Source organism: Kitasatospora sp. NPDC001664 (genome assembly GCF_053596675.1).
Genome location: NZ_JBSFGS010000004.1, coordinates 118694 through 137227, shown reverse-complemented (window position 1 = coordinate 137227; position 18534 = coordinate 118694). Strand labels below are relative to the sequence as shown.

At 71.9% G+C, this 18534-nt stretch carries 14 protein-coding genes; 10 read left to right on the top strand and 4 right to left on the bottom strand.

All coding sequences use genetic code 11. From position 1 onward, the window contains the following. Nucleotides 1-42 precede the first annotated feature (42 nt). Both ACWCYY_RS07625 and ACWCYY_RS07620 read left to right on the top strand, forming a co-directional pair. Nucleotides 43-3132, top strand: coding sequence for a hypothetical protein (locus ACWCYY_RS07625; RefSeq protein ID WP_449795431.1), 3090 nt, complete (start codon nt 43-45; stop codon nt 3130-3132). A 23-nt stretch (nt 3133-3155) separates the two neighbouring features. Beyond that, nucleotides 3156-3680: a hypothetical protein gene (locus tag ACWCYY_RS07620; RefSeq protein WP_449795430.1), complete on the top strand. Its 525-nt coding sequence runs from the start codon at nt 3156-3158 to the stop codon at nt 3678-3680. A 79-nt stretch (nt 3681-3759) separates the two neighbouring features. On the opposite strand, the gene ACWCYY_RS07615 is transcribed toward ACWCYY_RS07620, so the two are convergent. Continuing rightward, the gene (locus ACWCYY_RS07615; RefSeq protein WP_449795429.1) at nt 3760-5232 is read right to left on the bottom strand and encodes an outer membrane protein assembly factor BamB family protein; all 1473 of its coding nucleotides are present in this window, start codon (nt 5230-5232) and stop codon (nt 3760-3762) included. A gap of 223 nt (nt 5233-5455) precedes the next feature. Here ACWCYY_RS07615 and wsfD point away from each other — a divergent pair, with 223 nt between their 5' ends. Next, a complete protein-coding gene (wsfD, locus tag ACWCYY_RS07610) occupies nt 5456-6901 on the top strand; it encodes a glycan biosynthesis hexose transferase WsfD (protein WP_449795428.1) in 1446 nt (481 codons plus the stop codon). Between the two features lie 79 nt (nt 6902-6980). Here the strand turns inward: wsfD and aceE are convergent, their stop codons facing one another. Beyond that, nucleotides 6981-9731, bottom strand: coding sequence for a pyruvate dehydrogenase (acetyl-transferring), homodimeric type (gene aceE, locus ACWCYY_RS07605; RefSeq protein ID WP_449795427.1), 2751 nt, complete (start codon nt 9729-9731; stop codon nt 6981-6983). A 528-nt stretch (nt 9732-10259) separates the two neighbouring features. Here aceE and ACWCYY_RS07600 point away from each other — a divergent pair. The 5 genes from ACWCYY_RS07600 to ACWCYY_RS07580 all read left to right on the top strand — a co-directional run bounded on the left by ACWCYY_RS07600 (nt 10260) and on the right by ACWCYY_RS07580 (nt 14079). Then, nucleotides 10260-10697, top strand: a complete 438-nt coding sequence (locus ACWCYY_RS07600) for a DUF3052 domain-containing protein (protein ID WP_345285069.1) — start codon at nt 10260-10262, stop codon at nt 10695-10697. A 236-nt stretch (nt 10698-10933) separates the two neighbouring features. Further along, complete coding sequence (locus ACWCYY_RS07595) at nt 10934-11392, top strand: peroxiredoxin (RefSeq protein ID WP_345285071.1); 459 nt, start codon at nt 10934-10936, stop codon at nt 11390-11392. Between the two features lie 141 nt (nt 11393-11533). After that, the gene (locus ACWCYY_RS07590; RefSeq protein ID WP_345285073.1) at nt 11534-12109 is read left to right on the top strand and encodes a TerD family protein; all 576 of its coding nucleotides are present in this window, start codon (nt 11534-11536) and stop codon (nt 12107-12109) included. Nucleotides 12110-12377: 268 nt separating this feature from the next. Next, complete coding sequence (locus ACWCYY_RS07585) at nt 12378-12953, top strand: TerD family protein (protein WP_345285075.1); 576 nt, start codon at nt 12378-12380, stop codon at nt 12951-12953. Between the two features lie 43 nt (nt 12954-12996). Beyond that, nucleotides 12997-14079 (top strand): DUF475 domain-containing protein, encoded by a 1083-nt coding sequence (locus ACWCYY_RS07580; RefSeq protein ID WP_345285077.1) that lies wholly within the window; start codon nt 12997-12999, stop codon nt 14077-14079. 72 nt (nt 14080-14151) lie between these two features. Here ACWCYY_RS07580 and ACWCYY_RS07575 read toward each other — a convergent pair whose 3' ends face one another. Next, nucleotides 14152-15231: a DUF2637 domain-containing protein gene (locus ACWCYY_RS07575; protein WP_345285079.1), complete on the bottom strand. Its 1080-nt coding sequence runs from the start codon at nt 15229-15231 to the stop codon at nt 14152-14154. A gap of 223 nt (nt 15232-15454) precedes the next feature. On the opposite strand from ACWCYY_RS07575, the gene ACWCYY_RS07570 reads away from it, so the two are divergent. Beyond that, nucleotides 15455-16195 (top strand): TerD family protein, encoded by a 741-nt coding sequence (locus tag ACWCYY_RS07570; RefSeq protein ID WP_345285081.1) that lies wholly within the window; start codon nt 15455-15457, stop codon nt 16193-16195. A gap of 18 nt (nt 16196-16213) precedes the next feature. On the opposite strand, the gene ACWCYY_RS07565 is transcribed toward ACWCYY_RS07570, so the two are convergent. After that, entirely contained in the window at nt 16214-16996 is a 783-nt protein-coding gene (locus ACWCYY_RS07565; protein WP_345285083.1) for a TerD family protein, read from the bottom strand. A 332-nt stretch (nt 16997-17328) separates the two neighbouring features. On the opposite strand from ACWCYY_RS07565, the gene ACWCYY_RS07560 reads away from it, so the two are divergent. After that, a complete protein-coding gene (locus ACWCYY_RS07560) occupies nt 17329-18501 on the top strand; it encodes an HpcH/HpaI aldolase/citrate lyase family protein (protein ID WP_345285085.1) in 1173 nt (390 codons plus the stop codon). Nucleotides 18502-18534: the final 33 nt, after the last annotated feature.

The window sequence follows — 18534 nt, the reverse complement described above, 5'->3', positions numbered from 1 at the left end:
ACGCGACCCTGTCCGTGAGGGTCTGCGGACACGGGAGGGCGGATGCCGACACCAGCGCCCCGTGGCCCCGGGGCCGCCGACCCCGAGCGGTCACCCGCCCGTAGACCGCTCGCCCAGGCGCCCGCCGCCGCCCCGCCGACCCCCGTGCCCGGTGGAGCCCCGGCCGGGCCGCACGCGCTGCTCGCCCTGCAGAAGGCCGCCGGAAACCGCGCAGCCGCAGCCTGGCTGAGCGCCCGGCCCGCTGCCGCCACCACCACCCCTGCGGTCCCTCTCGCTCCGGTGGCCCGGGCCGAGCCACTGTCCCGGGCCGAGCCACTGTCCCTGGCCGAGCCACTGTCCTGGGCCCGGGTACCGGTCCAACGCGCCGAGGACGAGGGCGGGTTGCTCGCCTCCGCCCGTCGCCGCGTCGCGGGCGTGGTCGACCGGCTGCGGTCCGGGTGGAGCGCGCTGAGCGCCACGGCCGGCGAGGCCTTCACCGCCGTGCGCGCCCGCGCGGGCACGGCCGGGGAGACGCTCGCCGCCGCCGGCGCGGCCCTGGCCGGGGGTCTCGACACGGCTTGGGACAGCGGGCGCGGCGCACTCGCCGAGCTGGCGGCCGCCGTCCGCCGGCGGATCGGACAGCTGGTCGGTGGCGTGCACACCGCCGCCGCCCGTCTGCGGGGCTCCGTCCTGGAGCTGGATCCGGACGGCACCCAGGCCGCCTGGGGCGCCGTCGCCACCGCCGCGGAGACGGCCGGGCAGGGGGCCCGGGACGCCGGGCAGGCGGCGACCGGGCGGATCGCCGGGGTCTGGGCCGGGCTGCGCGGCCGCTTCGAGGCGGGCCTCGCCGCGGCGGGCGGCCGGGCCGGTGCGCTGGTGGGTGAGGTGCGCGGCGCGGCCGGTGCGGTGCTCGGGCGGCTCACCGGGACGTGGCAGGACCTGACCCGCACGGCGGAGGGGCTGACCGGTGGCGGCGGAGGCCTGCTCGGGGGCGTCGTCGGCCGGGTGCTCTCGGCCGGGCAGGGCCTGTGGAACGGACTGGCCGGCCGGTGGGACGAACTCCGGTCCAGGGCAGGCGGTCTGGCCGAGGCGGTGACCGCCCGCGCCGAGGCGGCCTGGAACGGGGCCCGCCGCCTGGCGGTCTCGGCGTACGAGGGGGTCCGGGGCGCCTGGGACGGGGCGCGGACGGCGGCCGTCCACGGCATCGACCTGCTCGGCGGCGGCGTCCGCTCGCTGACCCGTCGGATCCGGGGGTTCCCGATCGGCGGCCTGGTAGGCGGCCTGCGCCGGTACGCCGCCCCGCTCGCGTCCGTCCGGGAGGCGGTCGCCGATCCCACCGCGACGGTGGAGCCGTACGCCGACCGGCTGGCCGGCACCGTGGGCCAGGGCATGCCCGCCGCCGCCGAGCGGGCGGCGGCCGAGCACCTGGCACAGGCACCGCAGCAGTCACGGGAGCAGGTGCAGGCCGCTGACGGTCCGTCGGCCGGTCCCGGGCCGGCCGTACAGCGGCAGGCCGCCGCCGGCGCGCACGGTGACCCGCGGAGCACCACCGGGCTCGCCGAGGTCTGGGCCGGTCTGCGCGCGGCCTGGGCCGAGAAGTGGGCCCAACTCGACCTGCGCCGCCTGGCGTTGGACACGCTGATCGGCATCGTATGGCCCTGGCCGAAGATCGGCGAGGAGCTCACCGGGATCGGCGGCGACGTCCGGACGGCGGTGTCCTCGCTGTTCGCCCCCCGGAACCTCCTGGCCGATCCGCTCGGCGCGCTGCACGACCTGTGGACCGACCAGAACCACCTGCTGGACGTCCCGCTCGCCCTGTGGCGGCGGTTGAACAACATCGCGCTGCTCCTGATGGGCCCGGTGACCATCGCGCTCACCGTGGTCGGAGCCTGCGGCGGCTCGGTGGCCGGCACGGTACTGGGGGCGATCGGAGGCGCGTTGGCGGGGCTCGGCATCGGTGCCGCCCCCGGCGCCGCAGGGGGCTTCGGGGTGGGCGGTGCGGCGGGTGCCGGGATCGGGTTCGGTGTGGCGATCGGCCTCGGGGAGGCCTTCCTGGCCTCCTTCGCGGCCGGTGAGGCGGTCGCCCTCGTCAAGGCCCTGGGCGATCTGCTGACCACGCGTCAGACCCGTGCGGAGAAGCTCCGGGACTTCGGCGCCATGGCGGACAGCTCGCTGGCGCTGGGCATCACGCTGGTCCTGGTGGCGGTCGGCTGGCTCGGCGGCCGGCTGGCCTCGGCGGCCGCCGGAGTGCTCCGCCGGCTGGTGCCCGACTCGGTGGCCGAGGTGCTCGACCGCTTCGCCCGGGGAGTCCGCCGGGCCCGGGAGGGTGAGCCGGTACCGGAGCCGGACGACAACCGCACGGTGCCCGCCGAAGTGCCCGGCAAGGCAAGGCTGTTGGCGGACATCGCCGGGTCCCGCACCATCGCGGCCCGGATCCGCGCCCTGCTCGCCGACGTCCGACGGCCGGGCGCACGACCGGGCCTGGAAGCCAGGCTGAGAGCGCTGGAGGAGACCCTGGAGCGGCTGAACGGGGCGGCCGAGCGGACCGCCGACCCTGCCGAGGTGCTCCGGCTGAAGGCCGAACGGGACGTGGCGCAGGGGGAGTTGCAGCGGCTGAACGCGGACGTCCGGGCGGCCGTGCCCCGGTTCCCCTCCTCCTGGGCGGAGTTCGACGACCGCTTCCACGAGGGGTTCGAGGCCGAGCTGCGCAGGTTCCGGGGCACCGAGGACCTGGAGCCGAACCCCGGTCTGCGGGGCGGTGAGGGCCAACTCTTCCTGGGCGCCGAGCGGTTCCAGGCCCTCAAGCGCTGGTTCCGGGTCAGGCTCGGCGACATGGCCGATTCCGTCCGGCTGCTCCGCGGGGCCCGGGCCGGCGTCGAGGCCGACCCCCGGCTGCGCGCGGTGCTGGAGGTGGTCGAGGTGACCCGGGTCGCCGACGACTGGGTGCTGCGCGGCTTCGACCCGGACTCGGTACCGCTGCGCAACGCCCTGGCCGACCCCGAGGTGGCCGCCGCCCGGCGGCAGGCCATCGCGGCCCTGGAGGGGGCCACCGACCCGACCATGCGCCTGCTCGCCGACAAGCTGCGCGACAACTCCGCCAACCTCCACTGGTCCCCCAACAGTGGCAGGATCCTGGTCATCGACATGCAGTGAGAGCCTGGCCCAAGGACGGGACGATGCGCACCTTCTCCGAACTGAGCGACGCCCTCGGCCTGCGGAAGTTCCTGTTCAGCCCGCTCGGGACGCTCTACTTCGTGCCGTCCGCGCCCGGCTCCCCGCGCGTCATGGTGCGCCGCTTCGACGGACTGCTCCCGCCCGCCCTGGCCGCCCCCTACGCCGGGCTGATCACCGCCTGCGCGGACTGGGTGGCCGCCCGCCCGTCGGTGGCCGCCGACGTCCGGGTGCTCCTCCCGCTCGAGGTGGGCACCGACTTCGTCGCCCGGCCGCACCCGGTCTACCACGTGTCCACCGACAGCTACGACCCGGCGAGCCCGCCGGCCGAACTCACGGCCATGCACCGGACGGTGGCGGCCGCGCTGGCCGCGCCCGCCACCGGGGAGCGGGACGGAGTGGTCACCCGGGTGCTGGCCCGCAGCCTGCTGGAGCCGACCGGTCGGACGTACTACGACGAGCGCGAGCGCCGCTTCGTGGTGGTCGAGCCGAAGATCGAGCCGTCCGACCTCGGCGTCCCGGCCGGCTGAGGCACCGTCAGGCACCCGTCCGGTGCCGTCAGGTGCCGTCGGGCGCCCCGCACGGTGCCTCCTCCGGCCTCCTCCGGCCTCAGCGCGGCAGGCCGCGCAGCACCGGGACGGACGGGTCGTACAGCCCGTAGCCGATCAGGGTCCGGCTCGCCGTCCCGCCGAGCCAGGCCGTGGCGGAGCTCTGCCCGGTCGGCAGGACCTGCCGCGAGCGCACCGACCCGTTCTGCGGGTCGATCCGCAGCAGCTGGTTGTCGTACCCGTAGTCGGTCAGCGCCAGCACCCCGTCCGTCCCGGCCGCCAGGCCATACGCCCCGCTGCCCGCGTCGACCAGCCAGCGCTGTGCGCCGTCGGCCAGCGAGAAGGCGGCGACCGCCTCGCCGAGGCCCCGGACCTTGACGGCGGCGACCAGCTGATCGCCCGTCACCACCGCCCGCAGGCCCGGTGCGCTGATGGACTGGTTGTTGGGCTCCAGGACCAGGCGCAGGTCCGGTCCGGCCCCGTCCTTGACCACGGCCCGCACCGCACCCTTCTCGCTGAGGGAGAGCACGCCGTGCACCCCGGCGCCGTCCTGCTCCTGGACCCGGACCACCGGCGGCTGGACGCTCAGCAGCTGCAGCGCGGTGAGGCGGGTCTCGGTGCCCAGCGAGGTCCGCCACGCCTCCTTGCCGTCGGCCGCGCCGAGCATCCGCAGCGCGGCGGTGCCCTGCGGGTAGGTGCCCGGGCAGTACTCGACCAGCGCGACCTTCGCCCCGGTGGCGGCCACCGCCAGGTTGTCGCAGTTCTTGGCGGCCGGGCCGCTCCACAGCTCGGTGCCGTCGGAGGCCTTCACGGCGCGCAGCCGCTCCTCCTCGGCGATCAGCACCGTGCCGCCGGTGACGGCCAGTTGGTGCCCGCGCCGCTCGCGGTCCACCGCGTCGGTGATCTTGACGACCCGCTCGCCCCAGGCCCAGGTGCCGGAGCCCAGGTCCACCGCCCGGACGCTCTCGCACTCGCCCAGCGAGCGGCTCAGCGCGACCGCCGCCACCGTCCCGGCCGGGTCGGTGCCCGCGGCGCAGACCGTCTCCCGGGCGGGCGTGGCCAGGGTCCAGAGCGGGGTGCCGTCGCCGGCCCGGTAGGCGGTCAGCCCGTCCTCGCGGACCCGGACCACCGTCTCGCCCTGCTGCCAGATCGCCACCGCCTTGCCCCCGCCGGTCGGGTCGGAGGCGGTCCAGGCCGGCCGCAGCTCCGGGCTGGCCGGGTCGCCCGGCGGGGGCGGGGTGAGCATCCACCCGGCGATGAAGTACGCCGGGACGACGCCCAGCACGGCGCAGACCGCCGCCACCAACCAACCCTTGGGCCCGTCCCCGTGCAGGCCGCGGGCCAGCGTCACGACCAGGGCGACCAGGGTCATCACGACCATCAGCCACCCCAGCCCGAGCACCCACCCGATCCCCTCGGTCCAGGGCTCGGCGGCGCTGCCCCGCCAGAAGTAGACCGTGGCCATCGCGGTGCAGCAGCCGGTCAGCCCGGCCCAGTACAGCGTGACGTCGTGTGCGGATACGTATCTCGGCAAGGCGGGTCCCCCGTGCGTACGTGCGAAATTCAGCGCACTCTACCGGGGGCGTCCGCCCGCGTCCGACGCCCCGTCAGGATTCGTATGACCGGTGCAATAATCTGCCCGCGTGAGTGACCAGAGAAGAAGTGTTCGATCCCCGGGGGCGCGGCGCCGTCGGGGTGCGGCGGCCACGGGGCGCGCGGCGGCCCTGTTCGGCCGGTGGTGGGTGTTCGGTCCCCTGGTGGGTCTGGCCGCGACCGCGGCGATGGTCTTCCGGATCTTCCACGGCGGGCCGATCGGGATGGCCGACAACGGCGACGGGCCGTACCGGATGTGCGCCGTCGACACCAGCGTGCACCTGGACGAGGGCTCCTGGTGGTGGTTCAAGTGGGCCAACTTCCGCTACGACCAGGCCAAGCCGGAGGCCTGCACGCCGGAGAACACCTACCCGGGCAGCGGCAAGCTGATGCCCATGCTGGCCCGTCCGCTCAGCCACCTGCTGGGCTACCCGGGGGAGATCGACCTGAGGGCCCAGGCGCTGCTCTGGTGCGCCCTGGTCGGCCTGGCCTTCGCGGTCTTCGCGGTGGCGCTGCGCGGTCGCCTGGTGCTGCGCCTGCTGGTCTGCGCGGCCCTGTTCCTGGTGGTCGGCGACTCGGTGGTGGCGGGCTACGCGGCCACGCCGTACAGCGAGCTGGCCGGGCTGACGGGGCTGCTGTTCGCCACGGCCGGAGCCGTCCACCTCGGCGGTTCGGGTCGGGCCCGGCTGCTGGGGCTGCTGGTCTTCACCGCCGGATCGGTCGTCCTGGTGGCCTCCAAGATGCAGGCGCTGACCATGGCCGTGCCCTTGCTGGCCCTGCTGCTGTTCTGCAAGGTACCGGTGGCCCGCCTGACCGGCCGGTTCTCGGCCCGGGTGCTCCCGCTGGCCGCGGCCCTGCTGATCGGCGCGGCCGGTACGCACACGCTGATGTACCAGATGGAGGCGTTCAAGGAGATCAACCGCACCGAGGTGATCTTCGTCGGCATCATGGGCAAGAGCCCCGATCCGGCCAAGGACGCGGTCGAGCTGGGCCTGCCGGCCGACTTCGGCCAGTACGCCGGCCTGAACTGGTGGGGGGAGAAGGCGGCCCAGAAGGACCCGCGCTGGCCCGAGGTCCGGGACCGCATCACCTACGCCAACATCGCCGGCTACCTGGCCGAGCACCCGGGCGTCGCCCTGCGGATCGCCCGCGGCGGCCTGGACGACTTCGCCGCCGCCCGTCCGGACAACCTCGGCTCCTACCCCGTGTCGGCCGGGAAGCCGGCCGGGGCCCAGGAGCACCGCCTGGCCCTCTACACCGGCTTCCTCCGCACCCTCGGGGGCGGCTGGGTGCTCGGCCTGCAGGCAGCGCTCGCGCTGGCCGGTGCCGGGTGGCTGCGCCGCAGCCGGGGCAACCCGCGCCGTCAGGCCTTCCTCGCCATGATGATCTGCCTGGCCGGGGCCACCGCGACCCAGTTCGTCACCGCCATGTACGGCGAGGCGATCGAGAACACCAAGCACCTGATCTTCGGCATCTTCGCCACCGGCCTGGCCTTCGTGCTGGCCGCGGCGGCGGTGCTGGCCGCCCCCGCCGAGCCCGCCCCGCCCGCGCCGGCGCGGGAGGAGGCCGGGGCACGCGACCGCGGGGACCTGGTCACGGCCGGCTCCTGACGCCCCGTCGGCACGCCGAAGGGCCGGACGCTCCGTCAGGAGTGTCCGGCCCTTCGGTCGCTTCAGCTCACCGGAGCGGTCAGGCGTCGCCGCCCGCGTGGCCCGGGTCGGCCGCGGTGACGTCGAGCAGCTGGTAGCGGTCGATCGCGTCCTTCAGGGCGGAGCGGTCGATCTTGCCCTGCTTGGCCAGCTCGGTCAGCACGCCCAGCACGATCGACTCGGCGTCGATGTGGAAGAAGCGGCGGGCCGCACCACGGGTGTCGGCGAAGCCGAAGCCGTCGGCACCCAGCGACTGGTAGACGCCCGGCACCCAGCGCGAGATCTGGTCCGGCACCGCGCGCATCCAGTCGGAGACGGCGACGAACGGGCCCTCGGCGCCCTGGAGCTTCTGCGTCACGTACGGGACGCGCTGCGGCTCCTCCGGGTGCAGCAGGTTGAACTCCTCGGTCTCCACCGCGTCGCGGCGCAGCTCGTTCCAGGAGGTCGCCGACCACACCGCGGCCTTGACGTTCCACTGCTCGGCCAGGATCCGCTGGGCCTCCAGGGCCCACGGCACGGCCACGCCGGAGGCGAGGATCTGCGCCGGGATCTGGCCGGCCTCGCCCTTGTTGAGCTTGTAGATGCCCTTGAGGATGCCGTCGACGTCGACGTTCTCCGGCTCGGCCGGCATCTTGATCGGCTCGTTGTAGACGGTGACGTAGTAGAACACGTCCTCGCCGTGCGGGTGCTCGGCCGAGGAGCCGTACATCCGCTTGATGCCGTCCTGCATGATGTGCGCGATCTCGTACCCGTAGGCCGGGTCGTAGGCCACCACGCCGGGGTTGGTCGAGGCCAGCAGGTGCGAGTGGCCGTCCGCGTGCTGGAGGCCCTCACCGGTCAGCGTGGTGCGGCCCGCGGTGGCGCCGATCACGAAGCCGCGGGACAGCTGGTCGGCCATCTGCCAGAACTGGTCACCCGTGCGCTGGAACCCGAACATCGAGTAGAAGACGTAGACCGGGATCAGCGGCTCGCCGTGCGTCGCGTAGGACGAACCGGCGGCGATCAGCGAGGCGGTGCAGCCGGCCTCGGAGATGCCGTCGTGCAGCATCTGGCCGGTCGGGGACTCCTTGTACGCCAGCAGCAGCTCGCGGTCGACCGACTCGTAGGTCTGGCCGAGCGGGTTGTAGATCTTGGCGGACGGGAAGAGCGAGTCCATGCCGAAGGTGCGGTACTCGTCCGGCGCGATCGGCACGAAGCGGTTGCCGATGCCCTTGTCCCGCATCAGGTCCTTGAGGACGCGGACGAAGGCCATCGTGGTCGCGATGGTCTGGTTGCCCGAACCCTTCTTGACCGCCTTGTAGGCGTCGTCGCCCGGGAGCTCCAGCTGACGCGGGCGCACCTTGCGGGTCGGCACGTAGCCGCCCAGCTCCTTGCGCCGGTCGTGCATGTACTGGATCTCTTCGGAGTCCTTGCCCGGGTGGTAGTAGGGCGGGTAGCCCTCCTCGAGCTGCTTGTCCGTGATCGGGATGTGCAGGCGGTCACGGAAGCGCTTGAGGTCCTCGACCGTCAGCTTCTTCATCTGGTGGGTCGCGTTGCGGCCCTCGAAGTTCGGGCCGAGGGTCCAGCCCTTGACGGTCTGGGCCAGGATCACGGTCGGCTGGCCGACGTGCTCGCGGGCCGCCTTGAACGCCGCGTAGACCTTGGCGTGGTCGTGGCCGCCGCGACCCAGGTGCTGGATCTGCTGGTCGGACATGTTCTCGACCATCTGGCGCAGCCGCAGGTCACCGCCGAAGAAGTGCTCGCGGATGTACGCACCGGTCTCGGTGGCGTAGGTCTGGAACTGGCCGTCCACCGTGGTGTTCAGCTTGTTCACCAGGACGCCGTCGCGGTCCTGGGCCAGCAGCGGGTCCCAGCTGCGGTCCCAGATCAGCTTGATGACGTTCCAGCCGGCGCCGCGGAACTGCGACTCCAGCTCCTGGATGATCTTGCCGTTGCCGCGGACCGGGCCGTCGAGGCGCTGCAGGTTGCAGTTGACCACGAAGGTCAGGTTGTCCAGGCCCTCGCGGGCGGCCAGCGAGAGCTGGCCGAGCGACTCGGGCTCGTCCATCTCGCCGTCGCCGAGGAAGGCGTAGACGTGCGAGGAGGAGGTGTCCTTGATGCCGCGGTGCTCCAGGTAGCGGTTCATCCGGGCCTGGTAGATCGCACCGAGCGGGCCGAGGCCCATCGAGACGGTGGGGAACTCCCAGAAGTCCGGCATCAGCCGCGGGTGCGGGTAGCTGGAGAGGCCGTACGGCGCCTTGGACTTCTCCTGGCGGAAGGAGTCCAGCTGCTGCTCGGACAGTCGGTCCAGCAGGAAGGCCCGGGCGTAGATGCCGGGGGAGGCGTGACCCTGGAAGAAGATCTGGTCGCCGGACTCGCCGTCGGCGTCCTTGCCCCGGAAGAAGTAGTTGAAGCCGACGTCGTAGAGCGACGCGGAGGAGGCGAAGGTGGCGATGTGGCCACCGACCCCGATGCCCGGGCGCTGGGCCCGGGAGACCATCACCGCCGCGTTCCAACGGGTCGCGTTCAGGACCTTGCGCTCGATCTCCTCGTTGCCGGGGAAGAACGGCTCGTCCTTGGTGGCGATGGTGTTGACGTAGTCCGTGCTGCGCATCTCGGGCACGGCGACACGCTTCTCGCGGGCGCGCTCGATCAGACGGAGCATCAGGTAGCGGGCGCGCTCGCGTCCCCGCTCGTCGATGGCCGCGTCAAGGGACTCGAGCCACTCCGAGGTCTCCTCGGGGTCGAAGTCCGGGACCTGACTCGGAAGGCCGCCAATGATGATCGGGTTGCGATCTGATCCGGAAGCCACGCTGTTCCTTCACTGTCGGTCGAAACTGAGGTGTGTCGCGCCGCCTCCATCGTGTACCGCGTCCGGGAGATCCGTCATATCTACCGATGGGTAACCGTTCCGCCTGGTCAGCGGGCCGGCCGGATGGCTCGCGAGGCTTCCTTGCCCCTGGTGCGCGCCATCGGGTGGTACGAAGAGGTGGTCCGACCTTGTCCTGAAATCTCTTCCAGGCACCCGGTCGACCGATGGCGGCCGTCCGGGGTGAGGGCCAACAGGAGACTTTACGCCCGCACGGGTGCGTACCCCGAATGACGTTCGTATCTCGGTCATCTTCGCGGTTCGCGCGCCTGTCGCCCCGCAGCATCCTCGACCGCTACAGAAAAGGGCAAATCGGTGTGATTCCTGACACTCTCGCCGGGCGTGTTCCGCTCGTAGGCGTCAACCTTTGGGTGGGATGGGCGAGCGGGTACTTGCGCTAACCGCCACTCCCGTGTGGACTACGGCCAAGCCTCGGCATGGACGCCGAGCCGAATACTGGAGGTTATTCCCGTGAGCGCGACCGCGGACCCCGCGGACAAGTCCAACCCGGCGCAGCGACTCGGCTTCGAAGAGGGCCAGATCGTCCAGGAGCTCGGGTACGACGAAGACACTGACCAGGATCTCCGCGAGGGCATCGAGGACATCACCGGTACGGAGCTCGTCGACGAGGACTACGACGATGTCGCCGACGGCATCCTGCTGTGGCACCGCGAGGAGGACGGGGACCTGACGGACGCCCTCGTCGACGCCTTGGAGTACCTGGCCGAGGGCGGCCTGATCTGGCTGCTGACGCCCAAGACCGGCCGTGACGGCTACGTGAAGCCGGACGAGATCGCCGACGCGGCGCGGACCGCCGGCCTCTCGCAGACCAGCTCGGTGGCGATCGCCAAGGACTGGGCGGGCACTCGCCTGGCCACCCCGAAGGCCGCGAAGCAGGGCAAGCGCTGACCCGGGAAGCACCCGTGACGGGCCCCGCTGGAGGAAGCTCCAGCGGGGCCCGTCCGTTTCCGGCCCAGGCTTGTGCCGGCCGTCCAGCCCCGTGTTCACCCAGGGCGAAATCGGGGTGGGTTCGGCGAACTCGGCTCACTCGTACGGCGGAACCGGCCCGATCGGATGCGAGGATGCCGGTGTGGCCGCCCCGGTCGGTGCGGCGGCCGTGGATTTCGAACCAGAGGGAGGGCCGGATGGCCATCGAGGTAGGCACCCAGGCTCCGGACTTCGAGCTGAAGAACCAGCACGGCGAGCTCGTGAAGCTCTCCGACTTCCGCGGCGAGAAGAACGTGGTCCTGGTCTTCTACCCGTTCGCGTTCACCGGTGTCTGCACCGGCGAGGTCTGCGCGATCCAGAAGGAGCTGCCGCGCCTGCAGAACGACGCGGTCCAGGTGCTCGCGGTCTCCAACGACTCGCCGTTCACCCTCCGGGTCTTCGCCGAGCAGGAGAACCTGGAGTACCCGCTGCTCTCGGACTTCTGGCCGCACGGCGAGGTCTCCCGGGCCTACGGCGTCTTCGACGAGGAGAAGGGCTGCGCGGTGCGCGGCACCTTCGTCATCGACAAGGAGGGCGTGGTCCGCTGGTCGGTCGTCAACGGCCTCCCGGACGCCCGCGACGAGCAGGCGTACCTGGCCGCGGTGGACGCGCTCTGACGCCCCGCCAGCGCTGAGGCACCGGCCCGGTCCGACGAAAGTCGGCCGGGCCGGTCCCGTCACTGCCCGACGAGGGGAACCCGGCACTACGATCGGGCCGTTGGGAGAAGTGAAACACCATCAGCGCATTTGGAGGACCTCGTGGGTGTCAGCCTCAGCAAGGGCGGCAACGTCTCGCTCACCAAGGAGGCGCCCGGTCTGACCGCCGTCATCATCGGCCTCGGCTGGGACGTCCGCACCACCACCGGCACGGACTTCGACCTGGACGCCAGCGCGCTGCTCCTGAACGACCAGGGCAAGGTCGGTTCGGACGGCAACTTCGTCTTCTTCAACAACCTCAAGAGCGCCGACGGCTCCGTCGAGCACACCGGTGACAACACCACCGGCGAGGGCGAGGGCGACGACGAGCAGATCAAGGTCAACCTGGCCGGCGTCCCGGCCGACGTGCAGCGGATCAACTTCCCGGTCTCGATCTACGACGCCGAGAACCGCCAGCAGAACTTCGGCCAGGTCCGCAACGCCTTCATCCGCGTGGTGAACCAGGCCGGCGGCGCCGAGATCGCCCGCTACGACCTCTCCGAGGACGCCTCGACCGAGACCGCCATGGTCTTCGGCGAGCTGTACCGCAACGGCGCGGAGTGGAAGTTCCGTGCCGTGGGCCAGGGCTACGCCTCGGGCCTGCGCGGCATCGCCCAGGACTTCGGGGTCAACGTCTGACGCTCCGCCCGGGTTCTCGGGGTGCCTGTGTGACGCCCCCGCGGGGTGAATAGGCTGGGAGGCCGGGGTCGGACGGAGCTGCACTGCTCCGTCCGACCCCGGCCTTCGCCGTTGTGGGCGGCGGGGGCTGACGAGAGTTCAGCAAGTTCAGCGGGCCGCAACGGCCCGGAACGGGCTGCGGGGGCGTACACCTGGGGGGTTCACGACCCCTGAGGTGGGGCGCCGGCCGTGGCAGTAGCCCCGGTGACGGGGGACTGGGAGGAAGTACATGAGTGTCTCGCTGGCCAAGGGCGGCAACGTCTCGCTGACCAAGGCCGCGCCGAACCTGACGCAGGTCCACATCGGCCTGGGCTGGGACGCGCGCTCGACCACGGGTGCCGCCTTCGACCTCGACGCCAGTGCGCTGCTCTGCGCCGGCGGCCGGGTGCCGGACGACGCGCACTTCGTCTTCTACAACAACCTGCGCAGCCCGGACGGCTCGGTCGAGCACCAGGGCGACAACCTGACCGGTGACGGCGACGGTGACGACGAGGTCGTGGTGGTCAACCTGGAGCTGGTGCCCGCCACCATCGACAAGGTCGTCTTCGCGGTCTCGATCTACGACGCCGAGACCCGGCTGCAGAACTTCGGCCAGGTCTCCAACGCCTACATCCGGGTGGTGAACACCGCGGACGGTCAGGAGATCGCCCGCTACGACCTCTCCGAGGACGCCTCCACCGAGACGGCGATGATCTTCGGTGAGCTCTACCGCTACCAGGGCGAGTGGAAGTTCCGCGCCGTCGGCCAGGGGTACGCCTCCGGCCTGCGGGGCATCGCGCTCGACTTCGGCGTCAACGTCCAGTAGCGGCAGCCCGCACCCAACCCGTTTCGAAAGGCAGTCAACTTCCGTGGTCCTCCGTACATTCGGCTGGTCGTTCGGCATCACCGCCGCCGGCCTGGTCGCCGCCGGCCTGCTCTGGGGGTGGGAGGGCTTCGGCATCGTGCTGATCCTCTCGATCCTGGAGATCTCCCTCTCCTTCGACAACGCGGTGGTCAACGCCACCGTGTTGAAGCGGATGAACCCGTACTGGCAGAAGATCTTCCTGACGGTCGGCATCCTGATCGCGGTCTTCGGCATGCGGCTGGTCTTCCCGCTGCTGGTGGTCGGCCTGACCGCCCACCTCGGCCCGATGACCGTGATCGACCTCGCGCTCAACGAGGGCAAGACCTTCGACGGTCACACCTACGGCGAGTACCTGGAGATGGCCAACCCGGCCATCGCCGCCTTCGGTGGCATCTTCCTGCTGATGATCTTCCTCGACTTCATCCTGGAGGAGAAGGACTTCAACTGGCTGGGCTGGCTGGAGCGCCCGCTGGAGAAGATCGGCAAGCTGGACGCGTTCTCCTCGCTGATCGCCCTGATCACCATCGCGGTGGCGGCCAACCTGTTCGCCGGTGACAACGCCGAGACGGTGCTGCTCGCGGGCATCCTGGGCCTGGCCACCTACCTGGCCGTGAACGGCCTCTCCAGCGTCTTCGAGAACCGCCTGGAGGAGGACGCCGAGGCCGAGGAGGAGGCCGAGAAGTCCGGCAAGTCGATCGTCCAGGTCGGCGGCCGGGCCGCGTTCTTCCTCTTCCTCTACCTCGAGGTCCTCGACGCGTCGTTCTCCTTCGACGGCGTGGTCGGCGCCTTCGCCATCACCCAGAACATCTTCATGATCATGCTGGGCCTGGGCATCGGCGCGATGTACATCCGCTCGCTCACCGTCTACCTGGTCCGCAAGGGCACCCTGGACGACTACGTCTACCTGGAGCACGGCGCGCACTACGCGATCGGCGTGCTGGCGGTGATCCTGCTGGTCGGGATCGAGTACCACATCCCGGAGATCGTCACAGGCCTGATCGGCGTCGCCTTCATCGCGGCGGCGTTCGCCTCCTCGGTGTACCGGAACAAGAAGGAGGCGGAGCTGCAGGACGCCCCGTCCTCCTGATCCGCCGTCAGTACGCCGAAGGCCCCCGGTCCGTGCGGACCGGGGGCCTTCGGCGTACCTGCTGGTGGTGCGTCAGCCGAGGCGCTGCTCGATCGCCCGGAGCTTGCGCTCCAGGGTGTCGAAGGTGTCCAGCTTCGGCATCGACAGGGTGTCGTCCTCGGTGGTCAGGTCGACGGAGGAGGAGTAGGACTCCACCGCGGCGCGCGGGCGGCGGCCCGGGTTCAGCGCGGCCGGCTCCAGGGCGGAGGGGCCGACCTTCGTCATGGGGTCATCGTCTAGCGCAGGCTCCGTAGCGGCCTGGCCGTCGCCGGCCCCCGAGGTGAGCGCGGGCACCTGGCGGCCGCCCCGGCCGCGGCCCAGCACGCCGCCGGAGGAGCGGGAGATCGCCTTCAGCTCGGCGCGCTCGCGCCGGTCCGCGCTGCGGGCGCGCAGCTTGGCGTCCATCTTGGCCTGGCGCTCCTCGCGCACCTCGTCGACCGCCTCGTCCAGGCTGCGGACGTTCTCCAGCAGCATCAGCGACCAGGCGGCGTAGGTCTCGCGGGGGGCGCGCAGCCAGCGCACGATGCGGATCTGCGGCAGCGGGCGGGGCACCAGGCCCTGCTCGCGCAGGGCGGCCTTGCGGGTCTGCTTCAGCGCGCGGTCGAAGAGGATCGCGGCCGAGATCGACATGCCCGAGAAGAACTCCGGGGCGCCGTCGTGGCCGCCGCCGCGCGGCGCGTGCACCCAGTTGAACCAGGCGGAGGCGATGGCGAAGACCCAGACCAGCAGGCGGGAGCCGAGCGCGGCGTCACCGTGGCTGGCCTCGCGGACGGCGAGCACCGAGCAGAACATCGCGGCGCCGTCCAGACCGAACGGCACCAGGTACTCCCAGCCGCCGGAGAGGCCGAGGTTCTCCTTGCCGAAGCCGACCAGGCCGTGGAAGGAGAGGGCCGCCGCCACGCCCGCGCAGCAGAACAGCAGCACGTAGGAGGAGATCCCGTAGACCATCTCCTTGCGGCGGCGCCGCTCCTCGCTGCGCTCCCAGGAGTCGGAGGTCTCGTCGGTCTTGACGGAGTTGTTCTTGAACCGCAGCGCTGCGACCAGCAGTGCGGTGAACAGCAGGGCCGCGCCGCCGACTACGGCCCAGACCAGTTGTATGGAGGAGAGGTTCATCGGGGGCGTGGGCCTCGGCTTCCGCAGGTCGGGTCAGCCGTCCGGGTACGGAGGGGTACGGACGGCAGGTACACGTGTGCGGGGGAACGATACCGTGCCCAGAAGTCGTGCATGGTACGGGAGGTGACTATCCGTCGGCGACAGTGACACGCGGGGTCTTCCGCCCCCGATCGGGGTACTGGTCCGGTAGGTTTGGCTGGCCGCTTGGGGGAGGGACACACGGATGGTCTCGTTCTGGGATTACCTGCGCAAGGACCGTACCGGCTTCGACACCGGGAACCAGTACAAGATCACCCTGACCAAGGCGCAGCCGCAGCACGCCCTCACCGGCCCGGCCGCGACCACGGGGTACCTGTACGTCAACCTGCACTGGACCACCCGGACCGCGGAGGCGGCCGGCGCGGGCGGCTCCACCCTGCGGCGGCTGTTCAGCCCCAGCATCCTGCGCCCGATGGAGCCGGACAGCCACTCCCGGCCGCAGCTGAACGTCGACCTCGACCTGGCCTGCATGTACGAACTCACCGACGGGACGCGGGGGGTGGTGCAGCCGCTCGGCAAGTACTTCGGCGACCTGCAGAAGCCGCCGTTCATCAAGCTCAGCGGGGACGACGTCTACGGGGCGCCGTCCGGCGAGACGATGTACATCAACCTGGAGAAGAAGGACCAGTTCCGGCGGCTGCTCATCTTCGTCTACATCTACGACGACACCCCGGCCTTCGACCGGACGCACGCGACCGTGACGATCGTGCCGCAGACCGGCCCCCGGCTGGAGATCAAGCTGGACGAGCGGGCGGCGGCGGCCCGTTCGTGCGCGGTGGTGCTGATCGAGAACACCGGGGACGGCCAGTTGACGGTCCGTCGGGAGGTCCGGTACGTGCACGGCTTCCAGTCCGACCTGGACCGGCTGTACGGGTTCGGGATGCAGTGGCAGCGCGGCTACAAGGCGGACACCCCGCAGGGCTGAGGCTTCAGGGGCGGGGCTTCAGGGCCGCGGCTGGAACTGCGGCCCCTGCGGCGGGAGCGCGAACGGCGGCGGGTAGCCGTAGTCCGGGCGGTAGGACGGCGGCGGGGGCGGGGTCACGGGCTGCTGCGGCTGCTGCGCGACCTGCTGCTGGGGCTGCTGGGGCGCCGCCGGGATCAGGGTGTAGGTGCCCGGCTCCGGGGCGGTGGCGGGCGTCTCCAGGGTGTGCACGGTCGGCGGCACCGCGGGGGCGTGGGCGGCCCCGTCCTCCACGGTGATGCCGTAGTCGGTGGCCAGCCCGACCAGGCCGCTGGCGTAGCCCTGGCCGATCGCGCGGAACTTCCAGCCGCCGCCGCGGCGGTAGAGCTCGGCGGCCACCAGGGCGGTGACCTCCTCGACGTCGGTGAGCACGAACTCGGCGATCGGCGGGGTGCCGGCCGGCGCCTCCATGTCGTGCAGCTGGATCCGGAGGTCGTCGAGGACCGAGACCGGGCCGCCCTCGGCGGAGCCGGCCAGCACCACCCGGTGGACGTCCGCCGGGAGTTGGGACAGCTCGACCTCGACGGTGTCGGCCACCTCCTCCCCGCTGCTCTGCTTGCGCAGGTGGCGGACCAGACCGCTGGGGTGCCGGGGCTGGTTGTAGAAGACGAAGTCGGCGTCGGTGCGGACGAGCCCGTCCGCGCCGACCAGCAGCGCCGAGGCGTCCACGTCCGGCGCGCCCGGACCGGTGGTCCAGCGGAGCACCGCGCGGACGCCGGCGGCCGCCAGTGAGATGTTGGCCCCCTTGGCCATCAGGTGCGTCATGACGGACCATCCTGCCGCTTCCCGACCGTTGTGGACAACGCGGCTGTCAACCCGGGCCCGTTCCGGGACGGTGGCGAGATGTGACGCGGACGGTAATCTTCCGAGAATTCGACGTTTCAGGTGGTCAGGAAGATCGGAATCACCCGTACCATGGGCCGCCTACGGCACGCCGACCCACCGTCGCATCGGCGCCCGGCCTTCCCCGACCTCCCACCGTTCCGGTCCGCCCTCCCACGGGCGGCCCCGAGCCGTCCTGCGAACCATCGGGACGGCCCGTCCGTCTATCCAGAGAAGCCCACGCCACCCACCTCAGCGCCCCACGGGAGAGCACCATGCGCCACTTCGGCCATCTCGCCGCAGCCGACCGCGGCCGGCTCTTCCTGGAACAGCCCGGGGAGTTCCACCGCGACAGCCCCGCCGAGCTGCTCTCCACCGCGCTCGGCGCGACCCTCTACAGCCCCGCCACCCGGCCCGCGCTGGCGGCCGACGTGCGCAAGCAGGCGGCCAAGGGCGTGGTCTCGATGGTGCTCTGCCTGGAGGACGCGATAGCCGACCACGAGGTGGTCGCGGCGGAGGCCAACCTCGTCACCCAGTTGGCGCAGCTGCACGCCGACGGCGGGGCCGGTCTGCCGCTGCTGTTCGTCCGGGTCCGCACCCCCGAGCAGGTCACCGACCTCACCGCGCGCCTCGGCCCGGCCGCCGCGCTGGTCTCCGGGTACGTGCTGCCCAAGTTCACCGAGGAGAGCGGCGGGCCCTTCCTGGAGGCGCTGGCGGCCGCCTCGGAGAGCTCGGGGCAGCGGCTCTTCGCGATGCCCGTGCTGGAGTCCCCCGAGCTGGCCCACCTGGAGAGCCGCCGGGACCAGCTGTTCGGCATATCCCGGCTGCTGGAGAAGCACCGCGAGCGGGTGCTGGCCGTCCGGCTCGGCGTCACCGACCTCTGCTCGGCGTACGGGCTGCGCCGCTCGCCCGACCTGACCGCCTACGACGTCGCCTTGGTGGCCGGGGTGATCGGGGACGTGGTGAACGTGCTCGGCCGCGCCGACGGCACCGGGTACACCGTCACCGGGCCGGTCTGGGAGTACTTCCCGGTGCAGGAGCGGATGTTCAAGCCGCAGCTGCGCCGCACCCCCTTCGTGGAGGCCCAGCCGCCGGCCGAGGCGCTGCGGCAGCGGATCATCGAGCACGACCTGGACGGGCTGCTCCGCGAGATCGAACTCGACCGCGCCAACGGCCTGTTGGGCAAGACCTGCATCCACCCCAGCCACGTCCCGGCGGTGCACGCGCTCTCGGTGGTCACCCACGAGGAGTACTCCGACGCGCAGGACATCCTCCAGCAGAGCCTGGGCGGGGGAGGGGTGCTGCGCTCGGCGTACACCAACAAGATGAACGAGGCCAAGCCGCACCGGGCCTGGGCCGAGCGGGTGCTGCTGCGGGCCCAGGTCTTCGGGGTGGCCCGGCCGGAGGTCAGCTTCGCCGAGCTGCTCGGGGCGAGCCTCTGCCCCTGAGCTCGCGGTCTCGCGTCACATGCACAACGGAAG

Bases quoted from the DNA above. Each gene is read 5' to 3' on its own strand.
- ACWCYY_RS07625 (WP_449795431.1), top strand. From the start codon at position 43: ATGCCGACACCAGCGCCCCGTGGCCCCGGGGCCGCCGACCCCGAGCGG.
- ACWCYY_RS07620 (WP_449795430.1), top strand. From the start codon at position 3,156: ATGCGCACCTTCTCCGAACTGAGCGACGCCCTCGGCCTGCGGAAGTTC.
- ACWCYY_RS07595 (WP_345285071.1), top strand. From the start codon at position 10,934: ATGGCCATCGAGGTAGGCACCCAGGCTCCGGACTTCGAGCTGAAGAAC.
- ACWCYY_RS07585 (WP_345285075.1), top strand. From the start codon at position 12,378: ATGAGTGTCTCGCTGGCCAAGGGCGGCAACGTCTCGCTGACCAAGGCC.
- ACWCYY_RS07575 (WP_345285079.1), bottom strand. From the start codon at position 15,231: ATGAACCTCTCCTCCATACAACTGGTCTGGGCCGTAGTCGGCGGCGCG.
- ACWCYY_RS07570 (WP_345285081.1), top strand. From the start codon at position 15,455: ATGGTCTCGTTCTGGGATTACCTGCGCAAGGACCGTACCGGCTTCGAC.
- ACWCYY_RS07565 (WP_345285083.1), bottom strand. From the start codon at position 16,996: ATGACGCACCTGATGGCCAAGGGGGCCAACATCTCACTGGCGGCCGCC.
- ACWCYY_RS07560 (WP_345285085.1), top strand. From the start codon at position 17,329: ATGCGCCACTTCGGCCATCTCGCCGCAGCCGACCGCGGCCGGCTCTTC.